At 46.7% G+C, this 23,207-nt stretch carries 18 protein-coding genes and 2 tRNA genes; 12 read left to right on the top strand and 8 right to left on the bottom strand.

What is annotated here, in order from left to right:
- Positions 1-47 precede the first annotated feature (47 nt).
- From IC230_RS02695 to IC230_RS02680, 4 genes are all read right to left on the bottom strand, one after another.
- On the bottom strand, positions 48-3,035 hold the full coding sequence (locus tag IC230_RS02695) for a DEAD/DEAH box helicase (protein WP_191037415.1): 2,988 nt from the start codon (positions 3,033-3,035) through the stop codon (positions 48-50).
- A 772-nt stretch (positions 3,036-3,807) separates the two neighbouring features.
- A tRNA-Leu gene (locus IC230_RS02690) sits at positions 3,808-3,892 on the bottom strand.
- 58 nt (positions 3,893-3,950) lie between these two features.
- A tRNA-Gly gene (locus IC230_RS02685) sits at positions 3,951-4,023 on the bottom strand.
- Between the two features lie 256 nt (positions 4,024-4,279).
- Positions 4,280-4,489 carry a hypothetical protein gene (locus IC230_RS02680; RefSeq protein WP_191037414.1) on the bottom strand — a complete coding sequence of 70 codons (210 nt, stop codon included), beginning with the start codon at positions 4,487-4,489 and terminating at the stop codon, positions 4,280-4,282.
- 500 nt (positions 4,490-4,989) lie between these two features.
- On the opposite strand from IC230_RS02680, the gene IC230_RS02675 reads away from it, so the two are divergent.
- The 5 genes from IC230_RS02675 to nfi all read left to right on the top strand — a co-directional run bounded on the left by IC230_RS02675 (position 4,990) and on the right by nfi (position 10,667).
- On the top strand, positions 4,990-5,619 hold the full coding sequence (locus IC230_RS02675; RefSeq protein WP_394355456.1) for a hypothetical protein: 630 nt from the start codon (positions 4,990-4,992) through the stop codon (positions 5,617-5,619).
- 123 nt (positions 5,620-5,742) lie between these two features.
- On the top strand, positions 5,743-6,891 hold the full coding sequence (locus IC230_RS02670; protein WP_191037413.1) for a helix-turn-helix domain-containing protein: 1,149 nt from the start codon (positions 5,743-5,745) through the stop codon (positions 6,889-6,891).
- Between the two features lie 51 nt (positions 6,892-6,942).
- A complete protein-coding gene (locus IC230_RS02665) occupies positions 6,943-8,325 on the top strand; it encodes a serine hydrolase (protein WP_191037412.1) in 1,383 nt (460 codons plus the stop codon).
- 69 nt (positions 8,326-8,394) lie between these two features.
- Entirely contained in the window at positions 8,395-9,912 is a 1,518-nt protein-coding gene (locus IC230_RS02660; RefSeq protein WP_191037411.1) for a S41 family peptidase, read from the top strand.
- A gap of 65 nt (positions 9,913-9,977) precedes the next feature.
- Entirely contained in the window at positions 9,978-10,667 is a 690-nt protein-coding gene (nfi, locus tag IC230_RS02655) for a deoxyribonuclease V (protein ID WP_191037410.1), read from the top strand.
- Here the strand turns inward: nfi and IC230_RS02650 are convergent.
- From IC230_RS02650 to IC230_RS02640, 3 genes are all read right to left on the bottom strand, one after another.
- On the bottom strand, positions 10,660-11,550 hold the full coding sequence (locus IC230_RS02650; protein WP_191037409.1) for a hypothetical protein: 891 nt from the start codon (positions 11,548-11,550) through the stop codon (positions 10,660-10,662). The genes nfi and IC230_RS02650 overlap by 8 nt on opposite strands.
- The gene (locus IC230_RS02645; RefSeq protein ID WP_191037408.1) at positions 11,550-12,968 is read right to left on the bottom strand and encodes an MBOAT family O-acyltransferase; all 1,419 of its coding nucleotides are present in this window, start codon (positions 12,966-12,968) and stop codon (positions 11,550-11,552) included. Before IC230_RS02645 ends, IC230_RS02650 begins: the two co-directional genes overlap by 1 nt.
- 258 nt (positions 12,969-13,226) lie before the next feature.
- On the bottom strand, positions 13,227-13,472 hold the full coding sequence (locus IC230_RS02640) for a cytochrome d ubiquinol oxidase subunit II (protein WP_317171745.1): 246 nt from the start codon (positions 13,470-13,472) through the stop codon (positions 13,227-13,229).
- A 251-nt stretch (positions 13,473-13,723) separates the two neighbouring features.
- Between IC230_RS02640 and IC230_RS02635 the strand changes: the two genes are divergently transcribed.
- Together IC230_RS02635 and IC230_RS02630 are read left to right on the top strand one after the other, a co-directional pair.
- The gene (locus IC230_RS02635; protein ID WP_191037407.1) at positions 13,724-14,074 is read left to right on the top strand and encodes a winged helix-turn-helix domain-containing protein; all 351 of its coding nucleotides are present in this window, start codon (positions 13,724-13,726) and stop codon (positions 14,072-14,074) included.
- 93 nt (positions 14,075-14,167) lie between these two features.
- Positions 14,168-16,729: a TonB-dependent receptor gene (locus tag IC230_RS02630; protein WP_191037406.1), complete on the top strand. Its 2,562-nt coding sequence runs from the start codon at positions 14,168-14,170 to the stop codon at positions 16,727-16,729.
- Positions 16,730-16,845: 116 nt separating this feature from the next.
- On the opposite strand, the gene IC230_RS02625 is transcribed toward IC230_RS02630, so the two are convergent.
- Positions 16,846-18,204, bottom strand: coding sequence for a PQQ-dependent sugar dehydrogenase (locus IC230_RS02625; protein WP_191037405.1), 1,359 nt, complete (start codon positions 18,202-18,204; stop codon positions 16,846-16,848).
- Between the two features lie 154 nt (positions 18,205-18,358).
- Here IC230_RS02625 and IC230_RS02620 point away from each other — a divergent pair, with 154 nt between their 5' ends.
- The 5 genes from IC230_RS02620 to IC230_RS02600 all read left to right on the top strand — a co-directional run bounded on the left by IC230_RS02620 (position 18,359) and on the right by IC230_RS02600 (position 23,207).
- Positions 18,359-20,065, top strand: a complete 1,707-nt coding sequence (locus tag IC230_RS02620; protein WP_191037404.1) for a hypothetical protein — start codon at positions 18,359-18,361, stop codon at positions 20,063-20,065.
- A 76-nt stretch (positions 20,066-20,141) separates the two neighbouring features.
- Positions 20,142-20,480, top strand: a complete 339-nt coding sequence (locus IC230_RS02615) for a tRNA-binding protein (RefSeq protein ID WP_191037403.1) — start codon at positions 20,142-20,144, stop codon at positions 20,478-20,480.
- 13 nt (positions 20,481-20,493) lie between these two features.
- Positions 20,494-22,524: a plastocyanin/azurin family copper-binding protein gene (locus IC230_RS02610; protein WP_191037402.1), complete on the top strand. Its 2,031-nt coding sequence runs from the start codon at positions 20,494-20,496 to the stop codon at positions 22,522-22,524.
- Between the two features lie 123 nt (positions 22,525-22,647).
- A complete protein-coding gene (locus IC230_RS02605) occupies positions 22,648-22,890 on the top strand; it encodes an AbrB/MazE/SpoVT family DNA-binding domain-containing protein (protein ID WP_191037401.1) in 243 nt (80 codons plus the stop codon).
- Positions 22,884-23,207, top strand: coding sequence for a type II toxin-antitoxin system PemK/MazF family toxin (locus IC230_RS02600; RefSeq protein WP_191037400.1), 324 nt, complete (start codon positions 22,884-22,886; stop codon positions 23,205-23,207). Before IC230_RS02605 ends, IC230_RS02600 begins: the two co-directional genes overlap by 7 nt.

The raw sequence follows: 23,207 nt of genomic DNA, 5'->3' as shown, positions 1-23,207 counted from the left end.
AACGTGAACCTACATCTTCCTCAAAAACGGACGATTTTCTTTACATATTACTCCAGCAAAGCTAACACATCCTCCTTGGTCAGCGATTTCATGAAGTTTTCTTCAGTTGTGATCAGGCTACCGGCAAGCTGCTGCTTCGCTCGTTGCAGCGACAGGATTTTTTCCTCAACCGTATTCTTCGCGATGAACTTGTAAGTAAATACCGTTTTCTGCTGACCGATGCGATGTGCCCGGTCAACGGCCTGGGCTTCGATTGCTGGATTCCACCAAGGGTCCAGAATGAATACGTAATCAGCGGCTGTTAGATTATGACCTAACCCGCCCGCCTTTAGGGATATAAGAAACAGCTTCACCGAATTGTCCGTCTGGAACAACTCAACCTGGCTCTGTCGGTTGGTTGTTGAGCCATCCAGGTAAGCATACTTGATATTTTTCTCTTTCAGATAATGCTGGATAACGTTCAGATGCTTAATAAACTGACTAAATATCAATACTTTATGGTTTTCGATCATGGCGCTTTCCAGGCGTATCAAGACGTCATCCAGCTTGCCCGAATCGCCCTCGTATTCAGCATCAACCATACGTGGGTGATTGGCAATTTGTCGGAGTTTGGTCAAGCCCTGCAAAACAATCATCTGCGACTTGGCCATGCCTTCTTCCTCAATATGTTCTAAAATCAGATTACGGTAAAAAGACTTCGCTTCTTCGTATTGCTTTTCCTGATCGGGCGTCATTTCCGAATACAGTACGCTCTCTACTTTTTCGGGCAAATCAGTTGCTACCTGTGCCTTGTTGCGCCGAAGCATGAACGGCTTAATCAGGCTATAAAGCCGGCCAATTTTAGCGTCATCATGCCGCTTTTCGATCGGAATCTGAAATTCATTCCGAAAGAATGATTGGCTGCCCAGCAACCCCGGATTAATAAACGACATCTGCGACCAAAGATCCATCGTACTGTTTTCGAGTGGGGTGCCGGTCAGAATGAGTCGGTAGGCTGTATTTAATTGAACGACGGCTTTCGTAATATGTGACGAAGGATTCTTAATAGCCTGTGATTCATCTAAAATCACATAATTGAACCGGTAATCGCTCAGACTATCAATGTCGATCCGCACAATACCGTATGAGGTCAGAATTAAATCATATTCGTCAAACTGGGCGGTATTTTTATCCCGATACGTTCCTGTGTAGACCATCACCCGCAGATTGGGCGTGAATTTACGCGCTTCGAGTTCCCAGTTATAAAGCAATGAGGTTGGCATGACCAGCAGACTCGGAGCCGTGGCACCGGCTTCTTTCTGACCTTGCAGCATAGCCAGTGTCATCACCGTTTTGCCTAATCCCATATCGTCGGCTAAACAGCCACCAAAACGGTACTGGCGCAGAAAATTCATCCAATCATAACCCGCCTGCTGGTAGGGACGTAACGTACCCGTAAACTGATGCGGCAAAGGAAAGCGTTCAATCTCCTCAAAATTGCGTAGCCGTTCCAGTTTGCGGCTGATAATCGTAGTAGCCAGGTTATCGCGTTCCAACTCCTGCACTAAGGCAAGATGGTGTTTTTGTAAGACCAAACGACTATCGGTATTATCAAGCCCATCAATATGCTCCAGAAAACCAAAAAGCTCAGAATACTTCGTAAACCAGATTTCGGGGATGACAGCTATCTCTCCGTTGGGTAGCTTGAACTCACGTTTTTTATTCAGAATAAGCGTCCGTAGTTTCAGAAAGGGAATTTCAAACTCACCAAAACGTACGTTGGCGTAAATATCGAACCAGTCGCGACCCTCCTGAATCGATACGTCAATGCTTGAATAGCCCAGAAAATACCGTTTCGAATCCTGTTCACTTTGCCGAAGAAGAAAGCCTGTTTCCTGAACTTGCTGGCCATGGTGAGATAACCAGGCGAATGCATCCGCTTTTGATAGGGTCAGGCGACCGTTCCGTAAGTCAAGGCCAGTATCACGCAGAACCCCTAATTTTTGTCGCTCCAGTCGCTGATCCCGACGAATTTTATGAAAAATGTATTCGTCGTTTTTCTTTTCCAAGCTCACGTTGGCCGATGTACCAAAATTATCGTACCTAAACATAAAGTCACCGTATTGAAAGGATAAATCAAATGCAATACGCTGACTGGATTCCTCTTCAGGGTCAACTGTATCGATCATTGATAATGCAGTTTGCAAGACCGGCGCTACGGTAGCCTGACTAGACGAAACCATTTCGGAAACTGTCAGAACAGGTATTGGGGTTAAAACTTCGGACCGGATTTCGAACCCTTTAGCATATACGTCATACGAAGCAATGAGTTGAGTGACAAACCGTTCGTAATACTGCTGTTCGATATTTCGCGGAATGACAATGTGGTTTTTTGTGAAAAAAGGACGTAGTTTTTTCCCATCGACATTTTTGCTAAAATGATAAAGCCGGTTACCAACCATCATATAGGCTGGTTCATCACAGATCATCAGCGCATCTTTAAATTGGAAATCGATTCGCTCCGTTTCGCCCTCTCGCCCTGTTGGATAGCGAATAATTGGGAAATAGTGCGTCGAGTCGACATTACGGACGAAGTGAAAATGAACTCGTGCTGGTTCGGGCATCCAGGTGATAGATTCCCACGCCGGGTTTCCATCGTTGCCCATAATATAAAAAGGTTTACCAGGCAGCAGCGCCATAATCTGCGCTTTTATAGCCTCCAGGTAACTACAAATTGCTTCCTGAACTAGTTTGTCACCCTTATGTGGATCATAGATTTTCAGAAAGAAATTGACTGCGGGTAATTTACGGGTATTGAATTTTTTGACAATCGTGTCTTGCTGAATACTGTCGATGAGTTTAACCAGTTCGAAATCCCGTTCATTTAGACCTTTGGCAAATTCACCAACGTTCTGTGTAGAGAGCGTTTGATTCTGTAAAGTTAGCTCACCCCGGCTGTTACGTTGCACGACAAAGGCTTCAATGAGATACCCTAGAAACTCGTGATCCAATAAAGAATACACGATTTGAAATGGCTGCAAAGGCGAAACTTTCATGTGAAATGTGCAATTCGGAACTGACCTGTCCGGTCATGAACAGAACAGCAGAAAAAGGTGAACGTTGTTTCTTTCGAATCGGGTGGATAACCGCTTAACAAAGACGAAAATAGCGTTCAAAAGTTGCTCATTATGAGTGATTTAACGCCAGGTCGGATTTGTCAAAGATTTCAAATATACGAACCAAAACAAAATGTACAAGGAAGAATTACACAAAATCAATAAACGGTCGTAATTGGTTAAGAAAAGGCATCAAATGGGGTAATATATGCCGAAACGACTGCAACTGTTGGTGTGCTATCGGCTCAATACCTAATGACGATAACCCCCATCCATTAACTTTACAAGTAGGCTCTGACTACGTTTATAACCTAGTTATACATAATAGCCAATACAAGTTTGTTGGACAAAGTCGGAACTAAGTTTGATTATCTGATTCAGCCAATTGGCCTACGATACAAATTGAGAAACTACCCATTCTATGGGTACCCCGGCTTACAAATGGGCTATATTTTAAGGACACAAACTGAGTTCTTGCCCATTAGTACCAACACAACAAATAATGAGCAATTACTAAAAAATTGATGTCAGTTAGGTAGCTGATAACGACTATCGATTTATGAGCCGATTTACGGGCGAAATCAGTTACCAACAGAAACTAACAACGATCTATAAACCGTATCAAGGATCCAGATAATTATTTTTTTGTGCCTATGTTGTACCAATAAAAAATGGGTCACGCTTAGAAGAGCGTGACCCATTGATAGTCAAGTACCAGGAGCGGGAGTCGAACCCGCACGGGCTTGAGGCCCACAGGATTTTAAGTCCGGCGTGTCTACCGATTCCACCATCCCGGCATTCATCCGCCAAAGCGGCATTTACAAAAAAAGCACCGAGGTCGGTGCCTTTTTGTAGAGCGAAAGACGGGGTTCGAACCCGCGACCTCGACCTTGGCAAGGTCGCGCTCTACCAGCTGAGCTACTTTCGCATTGGTCAATTGCCAGTCGATTGGCGAATTGTGGATGCAAATTTAGGGTGTTTTCGTGGTTTGTCAAGTCCTGCTCTCAAAAATATTTTTAATTCCACGGTATAAATAGAAGTCAAAAACTGATTTAGAACGAGTTATCCTACTGATTTTTTTATAATAATAGGTCTTTCACCTGTGTATGGCACAAGCCTGTTAAGAGGCAATTTTTATATTTTATCTGTACCCAAATACGATAATGCCCGTTTCATGGGAACGTCTAGGAAAATTCAACCATGTTATTGGGCTTCATCGAATGATTCACACCAGGAGCGGTATTCATCAACAACTGGTTTTTCTCGGTTTCTGGTGTCGATTCGAGTTTAGCAACATAGCGATCAATGCTATCCCGGAAGCCACTTGCATCGGGATAGCGAAAGCTTCGCGTTGTATCGGCAATGCGACTCACTAACGAACCTTCGACTGCCATTGAATACGTTCCGACTGGATGCAAATGTGTATAAACGCTTCCGTCAGATCGTAAAAGGATTGCATATCAGGCATCTTTATAAATAGATTGACAAAAAAAATGAATTGCTAAATACGTGTAAGTACTAAAGCACAAATAGTTTAGATTATTTTGAAATAGCGTTTTTGTCATGCTGACGAAGGAAGCATCTTCGGAGGCTGGGTAAAAGGCGGCACCCGAAGATGCTTCCTTCGTCAGCATGACAAAAAATAATCTAATGTATTTTATCTGACCTACTTAAATAAAATTAAATAAGGATAAAAATAAAGGCTGTTATATACCTCAGCAGCAGGTAAGTGAACTACACTATCAAGTCGTTTTATCTATACTTTATCAATAAGCTATAATGAACTGTGACCATTCGTATACCCTATAAAAGCAATGTCAGCGTTTGATCTAACGGGACACGAATCAACTGATTTATAGCGTTATTTGCATAAAGTTCATAGGTTTTGTTCATTATGATGCCCCGTTTTGATTTATCGGTACGTTGTCCAGCTTTTATCGGTAAGGCTCTATTCCTGTTAGGATTAAGCCTGTTTATGACTGCGTGCGTACCTGATTTTCTTCTCTCAGATCCAGATTGGGTAGTGATTGAAGCCGGTGAGCATGAGCCTAATCCCAAACGAAAAGTGGGATTGCTCATTAGCCCCAACGAAGTGTCGGCAACCGTTACGTTCGACAGCAGTTGTATTTACGATCTGGGTACCGCTGATGCGGACGACTGGAATAAAGTAATTGGTTTAGGCTTCGTTGGTTCAAAAGATCAGGATATTACTACCGGTATACCTCCGCATCAGGTAGACGGCGCACGGGTAGGCTGGCGCTGGAATAAGCAGAGAAATTGCATTGACCTGGGTGCTTACATCTACGTAGAAGGCAAACGTATTGATTTTAAAGTAGCCGAAACAACCATAAATACGCCCACGAAATTGACGATCAAAATAGATTATGATCGGAAGCTGTATCAGATTTTAGGTGGGCAGGCAGTGCCGTTTACGCACAACAAGTCATTCGCTTATAATACCGGACTCTATTTCGGTGGAAATCAGGTAGCTCCCCATCGGATTCGGGTAAAAATTGTGGATTAGTCCGTCTACTTACGATCAACACGTATTTACTATGTAGAGAATGCTATTTTTATAAAGACGCAGGAAGAAAGAGTAATACTTCGGTAATTAAATCTTTCTTCCTGCGTCTTTATTGTTTGTGGCATGACGATTTCGCCCTTTGATCTCATCTTACTGCTCGGTACGGCGCAGGGATTTATCCTTGCTACGTTGCTTTGGGTAAATCGGAAGGGAAATCGCCTATCCAACCGGCTGTTAGCCACGCTCATCTGTCTGCTGGCGTTAATGAGTTTAGCGGTTGGATTCCCTCAGACGAATCGTTGGGTTGGCCTCGCGTTTGAATTACTGCCGCTCATTCTGGCTATGCCACTTGGGCCACTCATCTATTTCTATACCCAATCAATGCTGGACGCGTCGTTCCGGCTTGGGAAACGTGAACGACGACATTTCTACCCGGTTGTGCTGGATGTAGGCTCAAAAATTATTGGCTGGATATTCATCATCGGTCTGTTGCTGGGCTTTTTTGAGCAGAAAGATGGCCCGGCTTGGGGATACGTCATGGACGAATACAATGTGTATTCCGATATTCCCCGGTGGATTTCTGTCACTACGTATTTATTTCTGACCAAAGGGCTGATACGTCAATACACAGTTTCGGAGGTTAAAATCCAGCAGTCGCAATTACGCTGGCTTCGGTTGTTTGTCAATGCGTTTCTGGTGTTTCAGGTTATCTGGCTGATCTACCTTATTCCCTATATTATTCCAGTTACGCGAGAGCCGTTGCTCGATCTGGTTGGCTGGTATCCCATTTATATTCCGATTACGGTTTTCATATACGGAATCGGGCTTAAAGGCTATTTACATACGCGAACCATCGACCTGGCCAGTCAGCCATCGAAAGTTTCAGGAATCGATATTCCCAAAGAAACAGTGCAGCAGGTTACTGATACGTTACAGCAAGCCATGACAACCGACCGACTATTTTTAGACCCCGAACTGACAGTCGAGAAAGTGGGGCAACATACTGGATTTGCGACTAAACTTATCTCCGCCGTTCTGAATCAGCACTTGCAAAAAAACTTTAATAGCTTCATCAACGAGTACCGCGTCGAAGAAGTGAAGCGACGGCTCATTGACCCGGCACATGAACGCCTGACACTCACAGGAATCGCTTTTGACTGTGGATTTAATTCGCAGGCTACGTTTCAGCGCACATTCAAACAGTTGACAGGTGTATCGCCGAAGGAATACGTGAGCCGGCAGGCAAAAAATAGCACTCAAATCCAGATTTGAGCAGATTCGTACGTTGTTTTTGGCCTGTTTGCCATCAAAAAACAATGCACGATGAAAACATTTTTGTGGTTTCTTGCTACGTTACTTATCACATCTGTATCACACTTTGTTTCGGCACAATCGACCCGGTCTACCGCTGAAAAACTTGACGAATACTTGCAGGCTGTCGCCAACTTGCACCGATTCAATGGTACGGCACTCATCGCGCAGAAAGGAAAAATTCTGATTCAGAAAGGGTACGGTTGGCGAAACGAAGCGGCCAAAATTGCCAACGATACGTCGAGTATTTATCAGTTGGGTTCTATTACCAAAACCTTTACCGGTGCGGCCATTCTGCAATTACAAGCTGAGGGAGCGCTTTCCGTCAATGATAAGCTGAGTAAATACCTGCCTGATTATCCGAATGGTGACCAGATCACACTCGATGATTTGTTTGCGCACACATCGGGGATTTACGACTTCAAGAATTTTCTGTATCAAAAAGAGGGTCCCGACAAGCTAGACGTTACGCATCCGGTAGCGAAAGAACGCATGGTGTCTCTTTTCAGTCATAAGCCTGTAACCGGAAAACCCGGCGAAAAAATGCAGTATACCAACTCAGGCTACTTTCTGCTGGGACTAATCATCGAAAAGGTAACGGGTAAACCATTTGAAACCGTCATTCGGGAGCGCTTCCTCGCACCGCTTCGGATGACGCAGACCGGCTTCGATTTTGTCAATCTGAAACGACCCGGCAAAACCGTTGGCTATACGTATTACAAAGACTCCGTTCTGGTGGCAGAAGCACCTATCGATTCGACGGTGGGCTATGCGGCTGGCGGCATGTATAGCACGGTTGGCGATCTATACCGTTGGGCGCAGGCCATTCAGTCTAATCAACTCCTGACGGCAGCCGACCGGCAACGGGCCTTTACACCCATTGGAAAAACAACCTGGAGCTACGGCTGGGGAATCAATACGTTCAACGGAAATAAGACCCTGGCTATCCAGAATGGAAATCTGCCCGGTTACGCTACGTTCTTTATACTGGCTCCCAAAGAAGACATTGTTTTTGTCGTACTGGCCAACATCGACGATGCGTCAGACCTCACGACGCTCGACCCGATCGTCCGCGACCTGGTGCTCATTACGTTCGGAGAGCCGTATCAGATTCCAAAAGATCGCAAACCTATTCTCCTCAGTGAAAGTCTGTTACGTCAGTACGTTGGTAATTATCAACTCGAGCCTAAGCGAATTCTGGCGATTACGTTCGAAAGAGGAAAGCTATTCCTGCAAGTCACGGGGCAGAGTAAATTTGAGATCTTCCCAGAAACGGAGACCGACTTTTTCCTGAAGGTTGTCGATGCGCAACTGACCTTTCACAAGAATCAAGCCGGACAAGTATCGCAGGTGGTCGTGCATCAGAACGGTGAATTTGTTGCTAAACGGTTATAAATCGATATGTAATAAGTTAGAAATCAAATCTTTATCCCTGACGATGTTACCTGTTTCCTGATCACAACCATGAGAAATCTATATTGTCTTCTTGTCTATCTGTTTTCCTGCTCGCTCTACGCCCAGTCGAGGGATACATTGCAAGCTAAAATTCTGCAACCCGCTGCTATGCAGGCCGACTTCCGGTATTTGCGTCGCCTGCTGGAAGAAACGCATCCGGGTTTGTATCGCTATACGCCTAAGCCGGTCATGCAGGCTAAGCTGGATAGTCTGGCTACTACGTTGTCTGAACCGCTTCCGTTCTACGAGTTCTATCGGACGATCGAAGGGCTGGTTGCTGATATCCGTTGCGCGCATACCTATGCCCTGCCGACAAAAAACTTTGAGTCTGCACTCATGACGTACTGGAAAACGTTTCCCTTTTTCATGCTGCCCATTCAGGATCGTTTATACGTTTTGTTCAATGGCACAACTGATACGACTGTTAAACCGGGTTTTGAGTTATTGAGTATTAACGGGAAGACGATGGCGACAGTCCGGCAACAAGTTCAGCGCTACCACTGGGCCGATGGTGCGATTCAAAGCTCCAAACAGGCAGTCGCGAAAGGGGCACTTTTCGGCTTGTTTTATTATTGGTTTGTTGAGAGGTCCAGTACATTCCGGCTAAAGTTCCGAAGTTTGACTGGTGATACGATTCATATTGACGCGCCAGCTCAATCGTTTACGGGTTCGGTGAAAGCCTGGAAAAAGAACCCCGTTAACAGGCAGATGATGGCATGGTACATTAAAAAGCCTATGAAAAAACCGTGGCGATTGACCTTTCCGGACGATACGCCACAAACAGGCCTTTTACGATTCGACAGTTTTGGTGGAAAGGGCGTAACGAACGGTGCAACAGCCATTACTACGTTCCAGAAGTTTATGGATGCCTCTATGGCCAGGCTCGAGAAAGCCAAAATCCGAAATCTTATTATCGATGTACGAGGAAATCCCGGAGGCTGGGACAGTCAGGGCATCGAATTGTTAACGTACTTGCTAAAATCAGATTCAGCCGTTACGTATTACACACGTCAGCACAGCGTTACTGACAGTTCGGAGTTCGTCCGGTTTTCAGATCTCTCAGAAGCCGACCGCCAGAACGTAAAGAACGAACTAATTCCCGAAGTTGATGGTACGTTTACGTTAAAACAAGGTAGTGACAGCCGGGAACCCAAGCGTTATACGCCTAAACCGAATCGATTCCGGGGAAATGTGTACATTCTGATGGATGGTAATAGCGCTTCAACAACCTCCGAGTTTCTGGCCGTTGCGCATACAAATCGAGTGGGCGTATTTGTTGGGGAGGAATCGGGTGGGGCATATGAAGGCGGTAATGGCAGCAGTTTTATCCACCTCGAATTACCGCACTCGCAGATTCATGTCGGAACACCTTTGGTTTATTACAACAATGCCGTTCAAAAAGTACTACCCGAAGGCCGGGGTACAATGCCTGATTTTGCTGTCTCGATCGGCATGGACGATGTGTTGACCCATAAGGATAGTCAGCTTAACTACGTAAAAACATTGATTCGTCAGCAACGGAATTAACGTAGTATAGAAATGGCATAACTGTTTTCTGTCCGTAGAGGTTATGCAGTCATAAACGTTATGAAATGGCCCACTACCAACCCCTTCACGACTGGAACGTAACGCCCGCCGAAGCCGTCGCGCTACAACAGCAATTACGTTCACAGATACGTATTGAACCGTTGACGAAACCACCACAAACCATTGCGGGCTGCGATATTTCATTCAATAAGTTTGAAGAAACCGTTTATGCTGGCATTGTGGTACTGCGACTCGATACGTTAGAAACCGTCGAAGAAACTGGAGTGATTGGTACGGCGCCTTTTCCTTACATTCCGGGATTACTGTCGTTTCGAGAAATTCCCTCGTTGCTCCAGGCCTGGCAGAAACTCAAAACGGAACCCGACGTAGTGATGTTCGACGGACACGGTACGGCCCACCCACGCCGAATCGGAATTGCGTCGCACGCGGGCTTATTCCTGAATCGGCCAACGTTCGGTTGTGGTAAGTCGGTGCTGGTGGGTAAATACGACGAACTGGCTCCCGAACGAGGAGCCTGGTCACCAATGCGGCACTACGGTGAAGTGATCGGGGCTGCGCTACGTACGAAAAACAAAGTAAATCCGGTCTATATATCGCCTGGTAATTTAATTGATCTGGAAACGGCTATGGCGCTCACGCTCCAGTGTGACGGCGGTTACCGCATCCCTGAACCCACACGCCGGGCGCATAATCTGGTCAATGCGTTGCGTAAGGGAGAACGTGTATTCAGTTAGGAACTTCGGCTGTCAGAACTGGCGTAGTTAACTGATGTAGATGTTGCCGTAGATACGTAGTATAGCGGATATTCTCGGCCTGAGTCAAGTGAATCCCGTCATTGGTCTGGTAGGCATCAGGTGGTACGCTAACCGTGGGATACTGACTCGATGGAAAGCGGTTTTTCATATAGCGACGAACCGTTGACGTCATGCGATGACTCTGTAAACGCACGTCGATCGGGGTTTCGAAAAATATCACTTTAACACCCTTCCGCCGAAATGCCTCTACATATTGCCCGGCTACGTCTATGTTCGCCTGAATAACCGAGTCGGGAAGCATGTTGTCCATCTCCTGTAATTTTCCCTGGACGGCTTTTTCCTGAAATGATGAATCGAAGGCTGTTCCCGCCCCGAAATCAACAAACTGCACCTGGCCATACTGCAAGGCGCGCAGAAGGGATTTAACCACACCAACGGGTTGGTATTTCTGCCGCAGAAATGGGAGGTACTGATTTAGAAATTGCCGGTTGGGGTTGCCTAAAGCCTGAATGGCATCCGACGTCTGACCCCGATCCAGTGTGTTCATTTCTATGTAGATCAATCGGGGTAGATGCTCGCTCTGTTTAATAAGCTGTAGACCGTCGAGCGAGGAAAATCCCGCCATCGCCAGATTATAGCATCCTCCCGGTAGGATATCCATGATGAGTCGTTCACTCATCGAAGACCCTACCAAAACCGTATCGAAGTGGCTATTGGCTTCATAGAGGTAATCCTCGGCCTTTACAATATTGCGCTGCAATGTTGTTTGACCGCTATGTGTAATGCTATCCTGAAAAAAAACAATCAGGACCGTATAGAGCAGCAGTGTTGTTACTGCAGTTAGTACTGACTTTAAGATCATTAGAATTGGAAATAAATAAAGGTTCCCTCAGATCCGCTGTTGGTTATAATCATGAAAATAAGTAGTCCATAAGCTACGTAATCCCACCGCGCCCAATTTAATTGAACTGCTGGCAGCCGAGTACCGAGTAGATAGTGCAGGTGATAAGCCACTACCGGAAAGGCATACATCAAAATTAGCATGATTGCCAGCGAATCGATTGGTTTAGTTGTGTTAACGGCGATAGCCCGCAGGTAGGCGATTACATGGCTGAAGTTGGGTAATTTAAACAGCAGCCAGGCTAGCGTAACGAAACTAAATACCCACAGACCTTTTAGTATGCGCGCCACCCGCGAATGCATCAGAAATAAACCTTTATCGGTTAAGAATCGCTCGACAGCCAGCGCCAGACCATGAGCAAGTCCCCAAATGGCGTAACTCCAGGCGGCTCCGTGCCACAGGCCACCCAATACCATCGTGAGCATCAGATTAAAGTACGTTCGGGCTTTACCGTGTCGATTGCCACCCAGGGGAATGTACAGATACTCCCGTAGAAAACTTGACAGAGAGATGTGCCAGCGTCGCCAGAAATCAGAGAATGAACTGGATACGTACGGGAAATTGAAATTGATTGGGAATCGATAGCCAAACAGCGCTGCCAGCCCCAGAGCGATCAGTGAATAGCCCGCGAAATCGGCAAAAATCTGCATCGAATAACCAAAGAGCAAAACGATCAGGTTCAACGATGATAGATTCTCAAAATAAGGGTACGTAACAATGTAGGTATGATCTTTCAAATTGTCGGCTATCACCGTTTTCAGGAAATAGCCCAGCACTAAAGTCCGAAAGCAATATTCCCATCGAACGGCATTGATGTATTTGGGCTTAATCTGCGGCAGAAAATCGTGCGCTTTTACAATTGGTCCCGATACCAGCTGAGGAAAAAATGCTTTGAAGAACAGCACTGTTTCAGCATGTTTGGCCATGTTACGGGCAATTAACGAACGATACGCATCGACATGACGGTTGCGGTACGTATCGACGACCAAGCTGATACCCTGAAAGGTAAAGAAGGAAATACCGATGGGAAGCGGTAACATAAGGAGCCAGGCGCCTACGCCTGCATCAATTGACAGAAACGTACGAGCGAATAAAGGACTGTATTTGAAGAAGCATAAAATGGCCAAATTTCCTATGACGCCCAACGTAGCAACCAGTTTCTGCGAACCCGTCGGACCATAGATGACGTAGTAGCTGGCTACAATATTAATCGTAACGGATAAGAGTAATAGCCAGAGTAGATTTAGTTGATTATAAGCGTAAAACGTTAGGCTGGCTACAATAAGGGAGAAGACTTGCCACCGGCGAAGCGCAGGCAGATAATACAGCCCGAACGTAACGAGAGCCAGAATAATAAAGTGTAAACTGGTGAATAGCATGATGAGTAGGAAGCGTACAAATATCAAATATAGTTAGTGTTACTTTTTTTTCAATCGGCTGAGAATTTTGTACATCGAGAACCAAGTATATGTGGTACTATAATAATAAGCTTGCCTGAATTTATTTTTAACTTGATATAGCAAAGTAAAATGAATTTTTTGAATAAAGCCTGTAGGAAATAGTAGTTTATGCTATTGAAAATGCGAGTTAGTCAATTTATTCAGTAGTAAAGAATACTTAATTATGGCCTAAGTATATTAATAACTATGATCCTCTAGTTTCACTTTTCCACGAAATGTCCAGAACATAAATATGGTATACGTAGCGACTAATGGCATACCGACGGCGGTAAGAAGTAACATCGTTCGTAAGGAGTTGTCAGATGAAGCCGCTTCGTAAATACTAATGTGACCTTTTGGGTCAACATTTGACAGAACTAAGTTGGGATACAGCCCAATGGCAAACAGGATAAGTAGCAAGGCTGTCGTGACGGCAGATGACACAAAACCTCGTCTGTACTGTCACTTTTCAATACTTCGGCACATGTTTACTACAACCAATACAGCCGCAATCGCCAGTGCGATAAAGGGTGAACAAGGCGAGAAAACTATCGTCCGAAAGGTACAACTGGAGGCTCTGGAATCGCGATGATCTTTGTAATAATTATAGCGGTAGGCGATATGTCGCTATATGATCAAGCAACTATTCATCTATCGTTGTAATTTAGCCGCGCTGGACACATACGTATCGTTCTATGAATAACCTCCGTATAAACGGCCGTATATGGCTTGAAACAGAATCTACTGACGGTGCCGAACGATTCATGGGAATCGGGCGCCTGGACTTGCTTAGTCATATTCAACGTACTGGTTCGATCAATCAGGCGGCCAAAGCCATGAATATGTCTTACAAACGAGCCTGGGATTTGGTGCATTCCATGAACACTCAGGCTGATGCGCCCCTGGTGACGACGCAAACGGGGGGCTCAACCGGCGGGGGCGCTATTGTAACGGAAGAAGGTGAAAAATACCTCGTTCATTATCGCGCTCTGCAAAGTCGTTTTCAGCAATTTCTGACGGACGAATTAGCTAATCTGCCCCACTAACTCACTTTTTTGCTTTTATTGATGAAAGTACTGAGCGTTATTTCCCGTGAAATATAACGATTCGTTATATTTCACGGGAAATAACGCTAGCTAATGAAATACCTCTTCTTTTTAATACTAGTCATTTGTGGAATTACGCAGACTACTGCCCAGACCGACAGCACTGGCAATCCAGCGGATTCGTTACGTAAAATTCAACTGAATGAGATTGTTGTAACGGCTTCGAGGGTGTCGGAAAGCGTCCTGAAATCACCGGTAAGTGTCGACGTGATTGATGCCCGACGCATCCGACTATCAGCGCAACCCTCGTATTTCGATGCTATTGAGAACATCAAGGGCGTTCAGCTGCTTACCTCCAGCCTAGGTTTTAAAGTGTATAACACCAGGGGATTTGCGACCACAACCAATGTTCGGTTTGTTCAACTGGTCGATGGGCGCGATAATCAAGCTCCTCACATCGGCGCGCCCATTGCCAGCGCATTGGCACCCTCAGACCTGGACATTCAACAAGTTGAACTTGTGCCCGGTGTTGCTTCGGCCCTCTACGGTATGAACGCGCTGAATGGACTGGTCAACATTCTAACCCGTAATCCTTTCAATTCAGAAGGCTTGAGTATCGGTCAGAAAACAGGGCTCAACCACGTAGGGAATGACGCCCTAAAGCCCAAGATTTACTCAGAAACCAGTATTCGCTATGCCCGTCGGATTGGCGAGCGTTTTGCAGTCAAAGTGAACCTGGTTTATCAGAAGGGTTACGACTGGGTAGCGGGTAATCGGGATGATTTGAATCCCAATGGCAACGCGTCTCTGGGTTTATTTGGTGCTGATAATCCAGCCTACGACCCTGTCAATGGCTATGGGAATGAAGCCGCCAACCGGCGAACGCTCACGTTAGGTGGTAAACGCTACAGTATTGGCCGAACGGGTTATTACGAGGCCGACGCTACGGATTATCGGTTACAGAACCTGCGAGGTGATTTGTCTCTACACTATCGTTTTTCGCCCACGATTGAGCTGGCCTATACGTATCAGGGAGCCACGCTGGATAACGTATATCAGCGCACGAATCGCTTTCGACTCGATAACTACCGACTCGACCAGCATAGTCTGACCCTGACCTCGCCTTCCGTGCAGATTCGCGCCTACCGGAGCCGCGAAAACACAGGTGACTCCTATAACATCCGGTCAATGGCCGAAAATATCGATAAGTCGTTTAAAACCGATAATCAGTGGTTTACTGATTTTACCAACCAGTTCAATGCCGATACCAGAGCCGGGGCCGTCGTGAACGATGCATTATGGGACGCCCGAGCAATAGCCGACAGAGGGCGGCCGGTACCGGGCACGCCAGCTTTCAATGACCTGATTACCAAACTCCGTGATATTAACAACTGGGACATTGGCGCAGCCTTGCGGGTGCAATCCTGGATGTACCATGTGGAAGGTCAGGTCGAGCCAACGCGGGTGATGTGGCAACGGTTCCGGCAGCAGACGGGTATTACAATTCAGGCAGGATTCGATTTCCGGCGGTACGTAGTTTTTCCCGATGGAAACTATTTCATCAACCCTACGGAGCCGGGCAAAAATCTGGTCTATGGTAAGACCGGCGGCTTTGTTCAATTGAGCCGGACATTTTTTGAGGATAAACTGAAGGTGGCTGGGTCGTTGCGACTCGATAAAAACTACTATTTCGATGCCCGACTGAATCCACGATTATCGATGGTGTATTCGCCAACGGACAATCACAACATTCGCGTCTCGTACCAGAATGGGTATCGATTCCCGTCTTTATTCGAAGGGTTCACCAATATTAATTCGGGTGGAGTTAAACGCGTTGGCGGCTTACCAATCATGTCGCAGGGGATTTATGAGAACGCTTATCTGGTCACCTCGATCAACGCCTTTCAGGCAGCGATTACCACCGATGTCAACACCAACGGACTGACGACAAATCAGGCTATCCAGAAAAATAAAGGGCTCCTGAAGCAAAGCCCCTATACGTATCTGAAACCCGAACAGGTCAATAGTTTTGAAGTAGGCTACAAGGGCATACTTTTTAAGCAAAGACTCTTTGTGGACGTTGACGCGTATTACTCGACGTATAAAAATTTCATTGCGCAGGTGAATGCCAATCTGGCCAGAGGCACTAATCCTGATTCGTTAGCCTATTATTTTTCGTCAGCGAACACTCAGGACCGATACCGGTTATGGACTAACTCCCAAACCCGCGTGTTCAATTACGGCGCCAGCTTAGGCCTGCGGTACAGCCTGACCCAAAACTGGTCGGTGGGAGGGAATGCCGCATTTGCCCAACTCGACCGAGCTGAAAACGGTGACGGTCTGGAGAGTTCGTTCAATACGCCCCGCTGGATCACGAACGTAAACGTATCGAATGGTAATCTATGGCGAGGTATTGGCTTTTCGGTGAACTATAAACATCAGGACGCATTTTTGTGGCAATCAGAATTGGCCACGGGTACGGTGGCACCCATCAATACGCTGGATGCGCAGGTCAGTTACCGACTCGCGAAGCTAAATCTTTTGGTAAAGGCAGGAGGAACGAATATTCTGAATCAGCCTTACTATACATTCATCGGTGGTCCGTCGGTAGGTGGTCTCTACTACACCAATTTAGTGTGGGAGCCCCATTTTTAACGAATTTACCGATTAATGCCAGGTAACTGCTACGTGTAATACTGACCGTCCCGTTCTGGAGCGATCATTTTCTATCACTCCAGAACGGGACGGTCAGTACTAGATTAGGATTAGCGCTATTTCTTCGCCATTACGCGCCAGACTTTGCCTTTTACTGAATCAGTGATATAAAGCGAGCCATCAGGACCTTGGGCAAGTCCTACCGGTCGGGCTTTCGCGTCGCCGGGGCTGGCTAAGTCAAGTTTCCCAGCGTTAACATTGGTACCGGGCTGACCTTGTTCGGGCACCCCGGCGAAGTTTTCGGCAAATACTTCGTATTTACCCGACGGGCGCCCGTCTTTCCCAAACGGAACGAACGCAACGAAATAGCCTCCCTGTTTCAACGGAGCGCGATTCCAGGAGCCGTGAAAGCAGATAAAGGCCCCATTTTTGTAACGGGCCGGGAATTGGTTGCCCGTGTAAAACAATAGGTCATTCGGTGCCCAGTGACCAGGAAAGGCCATAATGGGTTTTTCTTTTCCGGCACAACGATCTTCTTTCGTACCGTCCCCACCATATTCCGGGGCGAGTAACTTTTTATTTGTAAGGTGGTTATTGTAACAATACGGCCAACCAAAATCTGATCCTTCCTTTACCATCAGAAATTCTTCAGACGGTAGTTCAGCGCTAACTTCATCGGTAAATACACCGCCCCAGTTGTTGAGATTGTCACGACCGTGTTGCATGGCATACAGCGTATTGGTGGCCGTATTCCAGTCAAGCGCAACGGCGTTACGTATACCAGTAGCGTAGCGTTTTCCATCGGCTTTGTGCTGGTTCAGCTTATTGGCGTCAAATTGCCAAATGCCGCCATATTCTTCCAGAATTGGGCAGGGATCCATTCCTTTCGATCCTTTTTGCCGGTCTTTTTCCTGACAGGCGTTCGACGGAGCGCCAAAATTGACAAATAACTTTCCATCGGGTGATATAGCCAGCGACTTACTGGCGTGCTGGCGCTGTAGGGTAAGACCGACAACAATGGGCTCAGCGGCTGCTGTTTCTATGACTTTGCCGTTCGTTAGTTTATACCGATAAACCGACGTATCAGACGAGGCATAGAGATAGTCGTTGAAAATAGCCATACCCGTGCCCGTGTTATTCCCGAACATTATTGTCTGGTCAGCGCGTCCGTCGCCATTGCTATCAATCAGTTCAGCAATGCCTTTGCCGTCATTAAGTTTCTCCAGCTTTATAAAAACAGTACCTGCCTTGTCAACCGCAATGTGCCGCGCTTTACCAATATTATCGGCGAAAATAGTAGCCTGAAACCCATTAGCAAGTTTTATAGCAGACTCATCGGCCATGGTAGATCGAGACAAACGACTACTTTTAGCAGGAGTTGATTTTGAACGAGGTGTCTTTTCTGGAGGGGTATTGGCCAGGCCTACGAACGTAGTAGTTGTGATGGCCGTCAGGAAAAGTAACGTAATTTTCATGGTAAGAAGTTAATTGAGCTGGAACCCAAACAGGGGATACTAATGCTATGCGGTAAACGGTCTATATCAACAAAAGTTTTTAGCACGTTTAGTAAACGTTGACTTTACGTAAATTTGACGAGTATAATAATAGAGGCTGCTTTTTGCCAATCGTATGAACAAGTTTATTTCAGTAGGTATCAGTAGAATTAGTCACGTTTTTGTGGGGTGGTTACTGGCAGGCTCGCTTTACGCCCAGGGTGATTTGCCCCCTCTGCCGCTGGCGCAGTTGACCCGGCCTTCTGGCTGGCAATTAGCTGGTTCGCTGTCAACCAATGCTGACGGATCGACACTAAAATCTAAATCAGGCGATAAGATATTGGTCGGTTCTGGCGAACCGTTAACGTTATTAACACCTACCGCCGATTTCCGGGTGCGTTTCGATGCGCTAATGACGGCCGGTGCCGACGTAGCACTGACCTTACCAACAGGCCAATCGATTAGTATAGCTCACTCGCAGGACATTTCTCGTCTACTAAAAGCGCCTGGCCTTTGGCAAACGGTTGAATTGTGGTATCGGATTAGTAGCGCCAAGGCACCCGCTGTCCTTGAAAAGCTTGTAGTCAACGGCATAACCGTCCGTGAAGGGCAGATACTCAGTAATAATAAGCTAGGTCCACTAATGATTGCCAGTAAAACGGGCACGGTTGCGATACGTAACGTCGGGTATCGGGTTATGACACCCCGCATGGTGGCTCAATGGAGCGGCCCGTTGAGTTATACCATTGTTGAGGGAGGATACATTCAGGACCCAAAGGAAGCCGCCAAGCGGAAAGTTCTGAAACAGGACACGACTAACCTGTTAAACTATGAAGTAGCCTTTGGGCAGCCCCGTCAGTATACCATACTTTTTTCCGGTAAATTAAATGCGTTACAGGCTGGCGATTACCGGTTCGATCTTGACCAGGGTGGAGTTACGGGTTTGTGGGTTGATGGCAAAGAAATTATTCCAATCAATCACCTTGAACTGGGCATGCCAAACAGTGGTAACGCTACGTTGACAGCCGGTCCACACGACATAAACGTGTATTTCTCCCGTTCCTGGTTCAGGCCGGGTCTGGGACTTTTCGTGTCGCAGGCGGGTACGCGTCCGCAGCCTCTACACGCGCCCGGATCGCTCCCCGAACCCGACCCAGTTGCGGTTGTTAGTGTAAATCCAGATTACAGTGATGCCCGCAACCAGGTTCAGCGGATACGTTCGTTCGTGCAGTTACCGGGTGAAAAAACGAAACGGACCCACAGTTTGTCAGTTGGTTCGCCGGCAGGGCTTCATTATACGATCGACCTGAATCAGATGGCTCTGTTACAAGCCTGGAAAGGTGATTTCGCGAACACAACCGAAATGTGGTATGAGCGGGGGGAACCTCAACTGCTAACCCCCCTGGGTACCACCGTCCCTTTGCCAGCTCAATCGCCCTTGGCGGTGCTGACCGATGAATCAATGGCCTGGCCCGACAGCGTTGGCGAAAACGTGTTAAAGTACAAAGGCATGACAGTTGATAAGCAAGGCGCTCCTACAACTAATTACGTTATGGCTGGCGCTACCGTTACCGATGCAATGCGCGCTGAAGGAAATGCTCTGGTCCGAACACTGACCTTAACGGGTTCACCCGCTGGCACTCCGTACTGCCGGATCGCTGCCGGATCATCAGTAGAAGAAGTAAGCAAAGGGTTGTATGCTGTTAATGACCGTAGTTATTACATTCGTTTCGACCCAAAAGTGAACGTGAAAACGCGTCAGAGTAACGGCAAGCAGGAATTGTTGCTGCCAGTTGATATGAAAAATGGCACTGGCTCGGTACAATACTCGATTGTATTTTAAAAGAATTAGCCATTGATTGTCATCTAATGATCACTCACCGTAACAGTCCAATGACTACCAATGGCAATCAAGCACTATGAATGACCAAATCACCTGGGCTGACTTCGAAAAGGTTGAAATACGTACTGGTACCATTACAGCGGCTGAAGCATTTCCTCAGGCGCGTAAACCAGCGTATAAGTTAACCATTGACTTTGGCGAACTGGGTATCAAACGTACGTCTGCGCAACTGACGAAACTATATCAGCTTGATCAATTAGTAGGAAAGCAAGTGGTTGCCGTTGTGAATTTCCCGCCCAAGCAGATCGCTACGTTCATGAGCGAATGTTTAGTATTGGGTGCTGTTGCTGATGATGGTACCGTAACGCTCCTCCAAACCGAACGCTTAACCCAAAATGGCCTGAGAATTGCCTAATAAAGCATTTACAATGAAGAAATTATTGATTGCTATAACTTTTACATTTTCGCTTTCACTTCTTTACTCCTTCACTAACTGGTCTTTTGCTCAACGTCCGGCGAGTGAAGAGGATTATTATCGTATCCTTACGCTGCCTATTCCAGAAGATATTAAGCTGGAAGTAGGTGGATTAGCACCTTTGGCCGATGGCCGATTAGCAGCCTGTACGCGTCGGGGTGACGTCTGGATTATTAGCAATCCCTACATGCAGGGGAGCCGCGTGCCGACTTACAAAAAGTTTGCATCGGGATTGCACGAGCCGCTGGGACTGATGTGGCACCCAAAGGGATATTTTCTCTGCACACAGCGCGGAGAGGTTACCAAATTGGTTGATACTGATGGCGATGACGTAGCGGATGAATACAGCTCATTCTATAAATGGCCGCTGTCGGGCAATTACCATGAATACAGCTACGGTCCATTACTGCTACCCGATGGCGACATGGTTATTACGCTGAACCTAGACTGGATTGGTTACGGGGCCAGTTTAGCCAAATGGCGGGGCTGGATGCTCAAACTGACCGAAAAAGGGGAGATGACGCCCTGGGCAACTGGCCTTCGCTCCCCGGCGGGTTTTGGTATTTTGCGGGATGGTAGCATTCTGTACACGGAAAATCAGGGCGACTGGGTTGGCTCAGGGCGGATGACGCATCTCCAGAAAGGAACTTTTGCCGGTAACCCGGCCGGTCTACGCTGGTCGGGTGAACCGAGCTCACCGCTGACACTTAAGCCAGAAGACGTACCCAGTACGGGAAAGCCGATGTTTGAAGTGGCGAAAACGATTAAAAATCTGAAAGTTCCGGCGGTATGGTTCCCCCATACGCTGATGGGCATTTCGACCTCCGATTTCAAGCAGGATACGACCAACGGTGCCTTTGGTCCCTTTACCGATCAACTCTTTGTGGGCGATCAGGGCCATAGCAAAATCATGCGGGTAGCTTTGGAAAAAGTGAATGGCGAATGGCAGGGCGCCTGTTTCCCCTTTCGTGAAGGGTTTGAATCGGGTATTATCCGCACGGTCTGGGGACAGGATGGGTCTATGTTCGTGGGGATGACCAGCCGGGGCTGGGCCGCAACCGGCAAAGAATCGTACGGTATTCAACGACTGGTCTGGACGGGTAAAACGCCGTTTGAAATGAAAACCATTACGTCGAAACCCGATGGCTTCGACGTAACCTTTACCCTGCCCGTTGACCGCAAAACGGCTGAGAACCCTGAAAGCTACAGTCTGAATAGCTTTACGTATCGGTATCACAAAACCTACGGTAGTCCCATCGAAGATGCTCGACCCGTACCCATTCGCGGGATTGTTGTAGCGCCCGATGGCCTGAGCGCCCGCATCGTGGCCGATACGGTTCTACGTGAAGGATACATTCATGAAGTGAAAGCCGAAGGTCTTCGATCTGCTTCAGGAAACATGCCGTTGCTGCATTCAGTTGGGTATTATACGCTTAACGCGATTGCACCGGGTGAGAAATTAGCCTTGCCTGCACGGGCGGTTGCTATGGCGAAGCACGAACACGCGGATATGGTCGCTACGCAGAAAAAAGCAGCGGTAACGGCGACTAAAAACGTGAAAGCCGTTAACGCTAAACGTACCGTTACGATGCCTGCTGACTGGACGAATGGCCCTGACCAAAGCATTACGATCGGTACAAAACCCGGCCTGAAATTCGACGTCGAGAAGTTGGAAGTAAAAGCGGGGAGCCGGGTCAAACTTGTCTTCAACAACAACGACGATATGCTACACAACTGCGTGATTACAAAGCCCGGTGCAGCGAATGCGGTTGGTGATGCGGCCCTGAAATTAAATCTGAATGGCCCGAAAATGAACTACGTACCGAACTCGCCGAACGTACTGTATCACACCAACATCCTTCAGCCCGAAACGTCCGAAACAATTTATTTCCTGGCTCCAACCGAACCCGGCGATTATCAGTTCGTCTGTTCCTTCCCCGGCCACTCGTCGCTGATGCAGGGAACGCTGAAAGTAGTGAAGTAACAGAATGCGATAGATTGTCTAGCGCTAAAAGCTTATCGGGATTAAAAATCGATAACGCTTTTACAATTTTGAACTGAATCGTCATTTTTATACGTTTGTAATTACAAAGTAATCACTAACTATATGCGATTAGCTGTCGTTTCGATTGGTAATTCAAAGGGCATTCGTATTCCTAAAGCTGTTTTGGATAAGTACCAAATCAGTAATTCAGTAGAGGTTGAAATGCGAGAAGATGAGTTAGTTCTTAGACCTATTCGGAAACCACGGGAGGGTTGGGAAGAAGCTTTTAAGCAAATGCACGCCAATGGCGATGATCGCCTATTAATCCCTGACGTATTTGATGATGAAACGTGGGAGGAATGGTAATTAATCAATATGCTGTAATCTTAGTTAATCTTGATCCTACTATTGGCAGCGAGGTTAAAAAGACGCGTCCTTGTGTTGTTGTTTCGCCTGATGAAATGAATCGACAGGTTAATACGTTAATTATTGCGCCTATGACCTCAACGTCTAAAGCTTATCCTTCTCGTATTCAGGTTCAATCGGGCGGCCGGGTGGGATGGGTGATGCTTGATCAGATACGAGCAATTGATCGGCTACGCGTTATTAAAGTGCTTGGTAATCTATCAACCAGTGAGATGGTCAAGATCAAACAAGTAATTAAAGAATTGTTTGTCGACTAA

It is taken from the genome of Spirosoma validum (genome assembly GCF_014699035.1).
Classification (GTDB): domain Bacteria; phylum Bacteroidota; class Bacteroidia; order Cytophagales; family Spirosomataceae; genus Spirosoma; species Spirosoma validum.
The sequence above is the reverse complement of the archived record's forward strand: the minus strand, read 5'-3'. Positions and strand labels throughout refer to the sequence as shown.

Excerpts from the sequence above, each read along its gene's own strand:
- IC230_RS02670 (WP_191037413.1), top strand. The coding sequence starts at position 5,743 with ATGACGATTTCGCCCTTTGATCTCATCTTACTGCTCGGTACGGCGCAG.
- IC230_RS02695 (WP_191037415.1), bottom strand. The coding sequence starts at position 3,035 with ATGAAAGTTTCGCCTTTGCAGCCATTTCAAATCGTGTATTCTTTATTG.
- IC230_RS02625 (WP_191037405.1), bottom strand. The coding sequence starts at position 18,204 with ATGAAAATTACGTTACTTTTCCTGACGGCCATCACAACTACTACGTTC.
- IC230_RS02615 (WP_191037403.1), top strand. The coding sequence starts at position 20,142 with ATGAATGACCAAATCACCTGGGCTGACTTCGAAAAGGTTGAAATACGT.
- IC230_RS02610 (WP_191037402.1), top strand. The coding sequence starts at position 20,494 with ATGAAGAAATTATTGATTGCTATAACTTTTACATTTTCGCTTTCACTT.
- IC230_RS02680 (WP_191037414.1), bottom strand. The coding sequence starts at position 4,489 with ATGGCAGTCGAAGGTTCGTTAGTGAGTCGCATTGCCGATACAACGCGA.
- IC230_RS02605 (WP_191037401.1), top strand. The coding sequence starts at position 22,648 with ATGCGATTAGCTGTCGTTTCGATTGGTAATTCAAAGGGCATTCGTATT.
- IC230_RS02620 (WP_191037404.1), top strand. The coding sequence starts at position 18,359 with ATGAACAAGTTTATTTCAGTAGGTATCAGTAGAATTAGTCACGTTTTT.
- IC230_RS02630 (WP_191037406.1), top strand. The coding sequence starts at position 14,168 with ATGAAATACCTCTTCTTTTTAATACTAGTCATTTGTGGAATTACGCAG.
- IC230_RS02675 (WP_394355456.1), top strand. The coding sequence starts at position 4,990 with ATGATGCCCCGTTTTGATTTATCGGTACGTTGTCCAGCTTTTATCGGT.
- IC230_RS02635 (WP_191037407.1), top strand. The coding sequence starts at position 13,724 with ATGAATAACCTCCGTATAAACGGCCGTATATGGCTTGAAACAGAATCT.
- IC230_RS02660 (WP_191037411.1), top strand. The coding sequence starts at position 8,395 with ATGAGAAATCTATATTGTCTTCTTGTCTATCTGTTTTCCTGCTCGCTC.
- IC230_RS02650 (WP_191037409.1), bottom strand. The coding sequence starts at position 11,550 with ATGATCTTAAAGTCAGTACTAACTGCAGTAACAACACTGCTGCTCTAT.
- IC230_RS02600 (WP_191037400.1), top strand. The coding sequence starts at position 22,884 with ATGGTAATTAATCAATATGCTGTAATCTTAGTTAATCTTGATCCTACT.
- IC230_RS02665 (WP_191037412.1), top strand. The coding sequence starts at position 6,943 with ATGAAAACATTTTTGTGGTTTCTTGCTACGTTACTTATCACATCTGTA.
- nfi (WP_191037410.1), top strand. The coding sequence starts at position 9,978 with ATGGCCCACTACCAACCCCTTCACGACTGGAACGTAACGCCCGCCGAA.
- IC230_RS02645 (WP_191037408.1), bottom strand. The coding sequence starts at position 12,968 with ATGCTATTCACCAGTTTACACTTTATTATTCTGGCTCTCGTTACGTTC.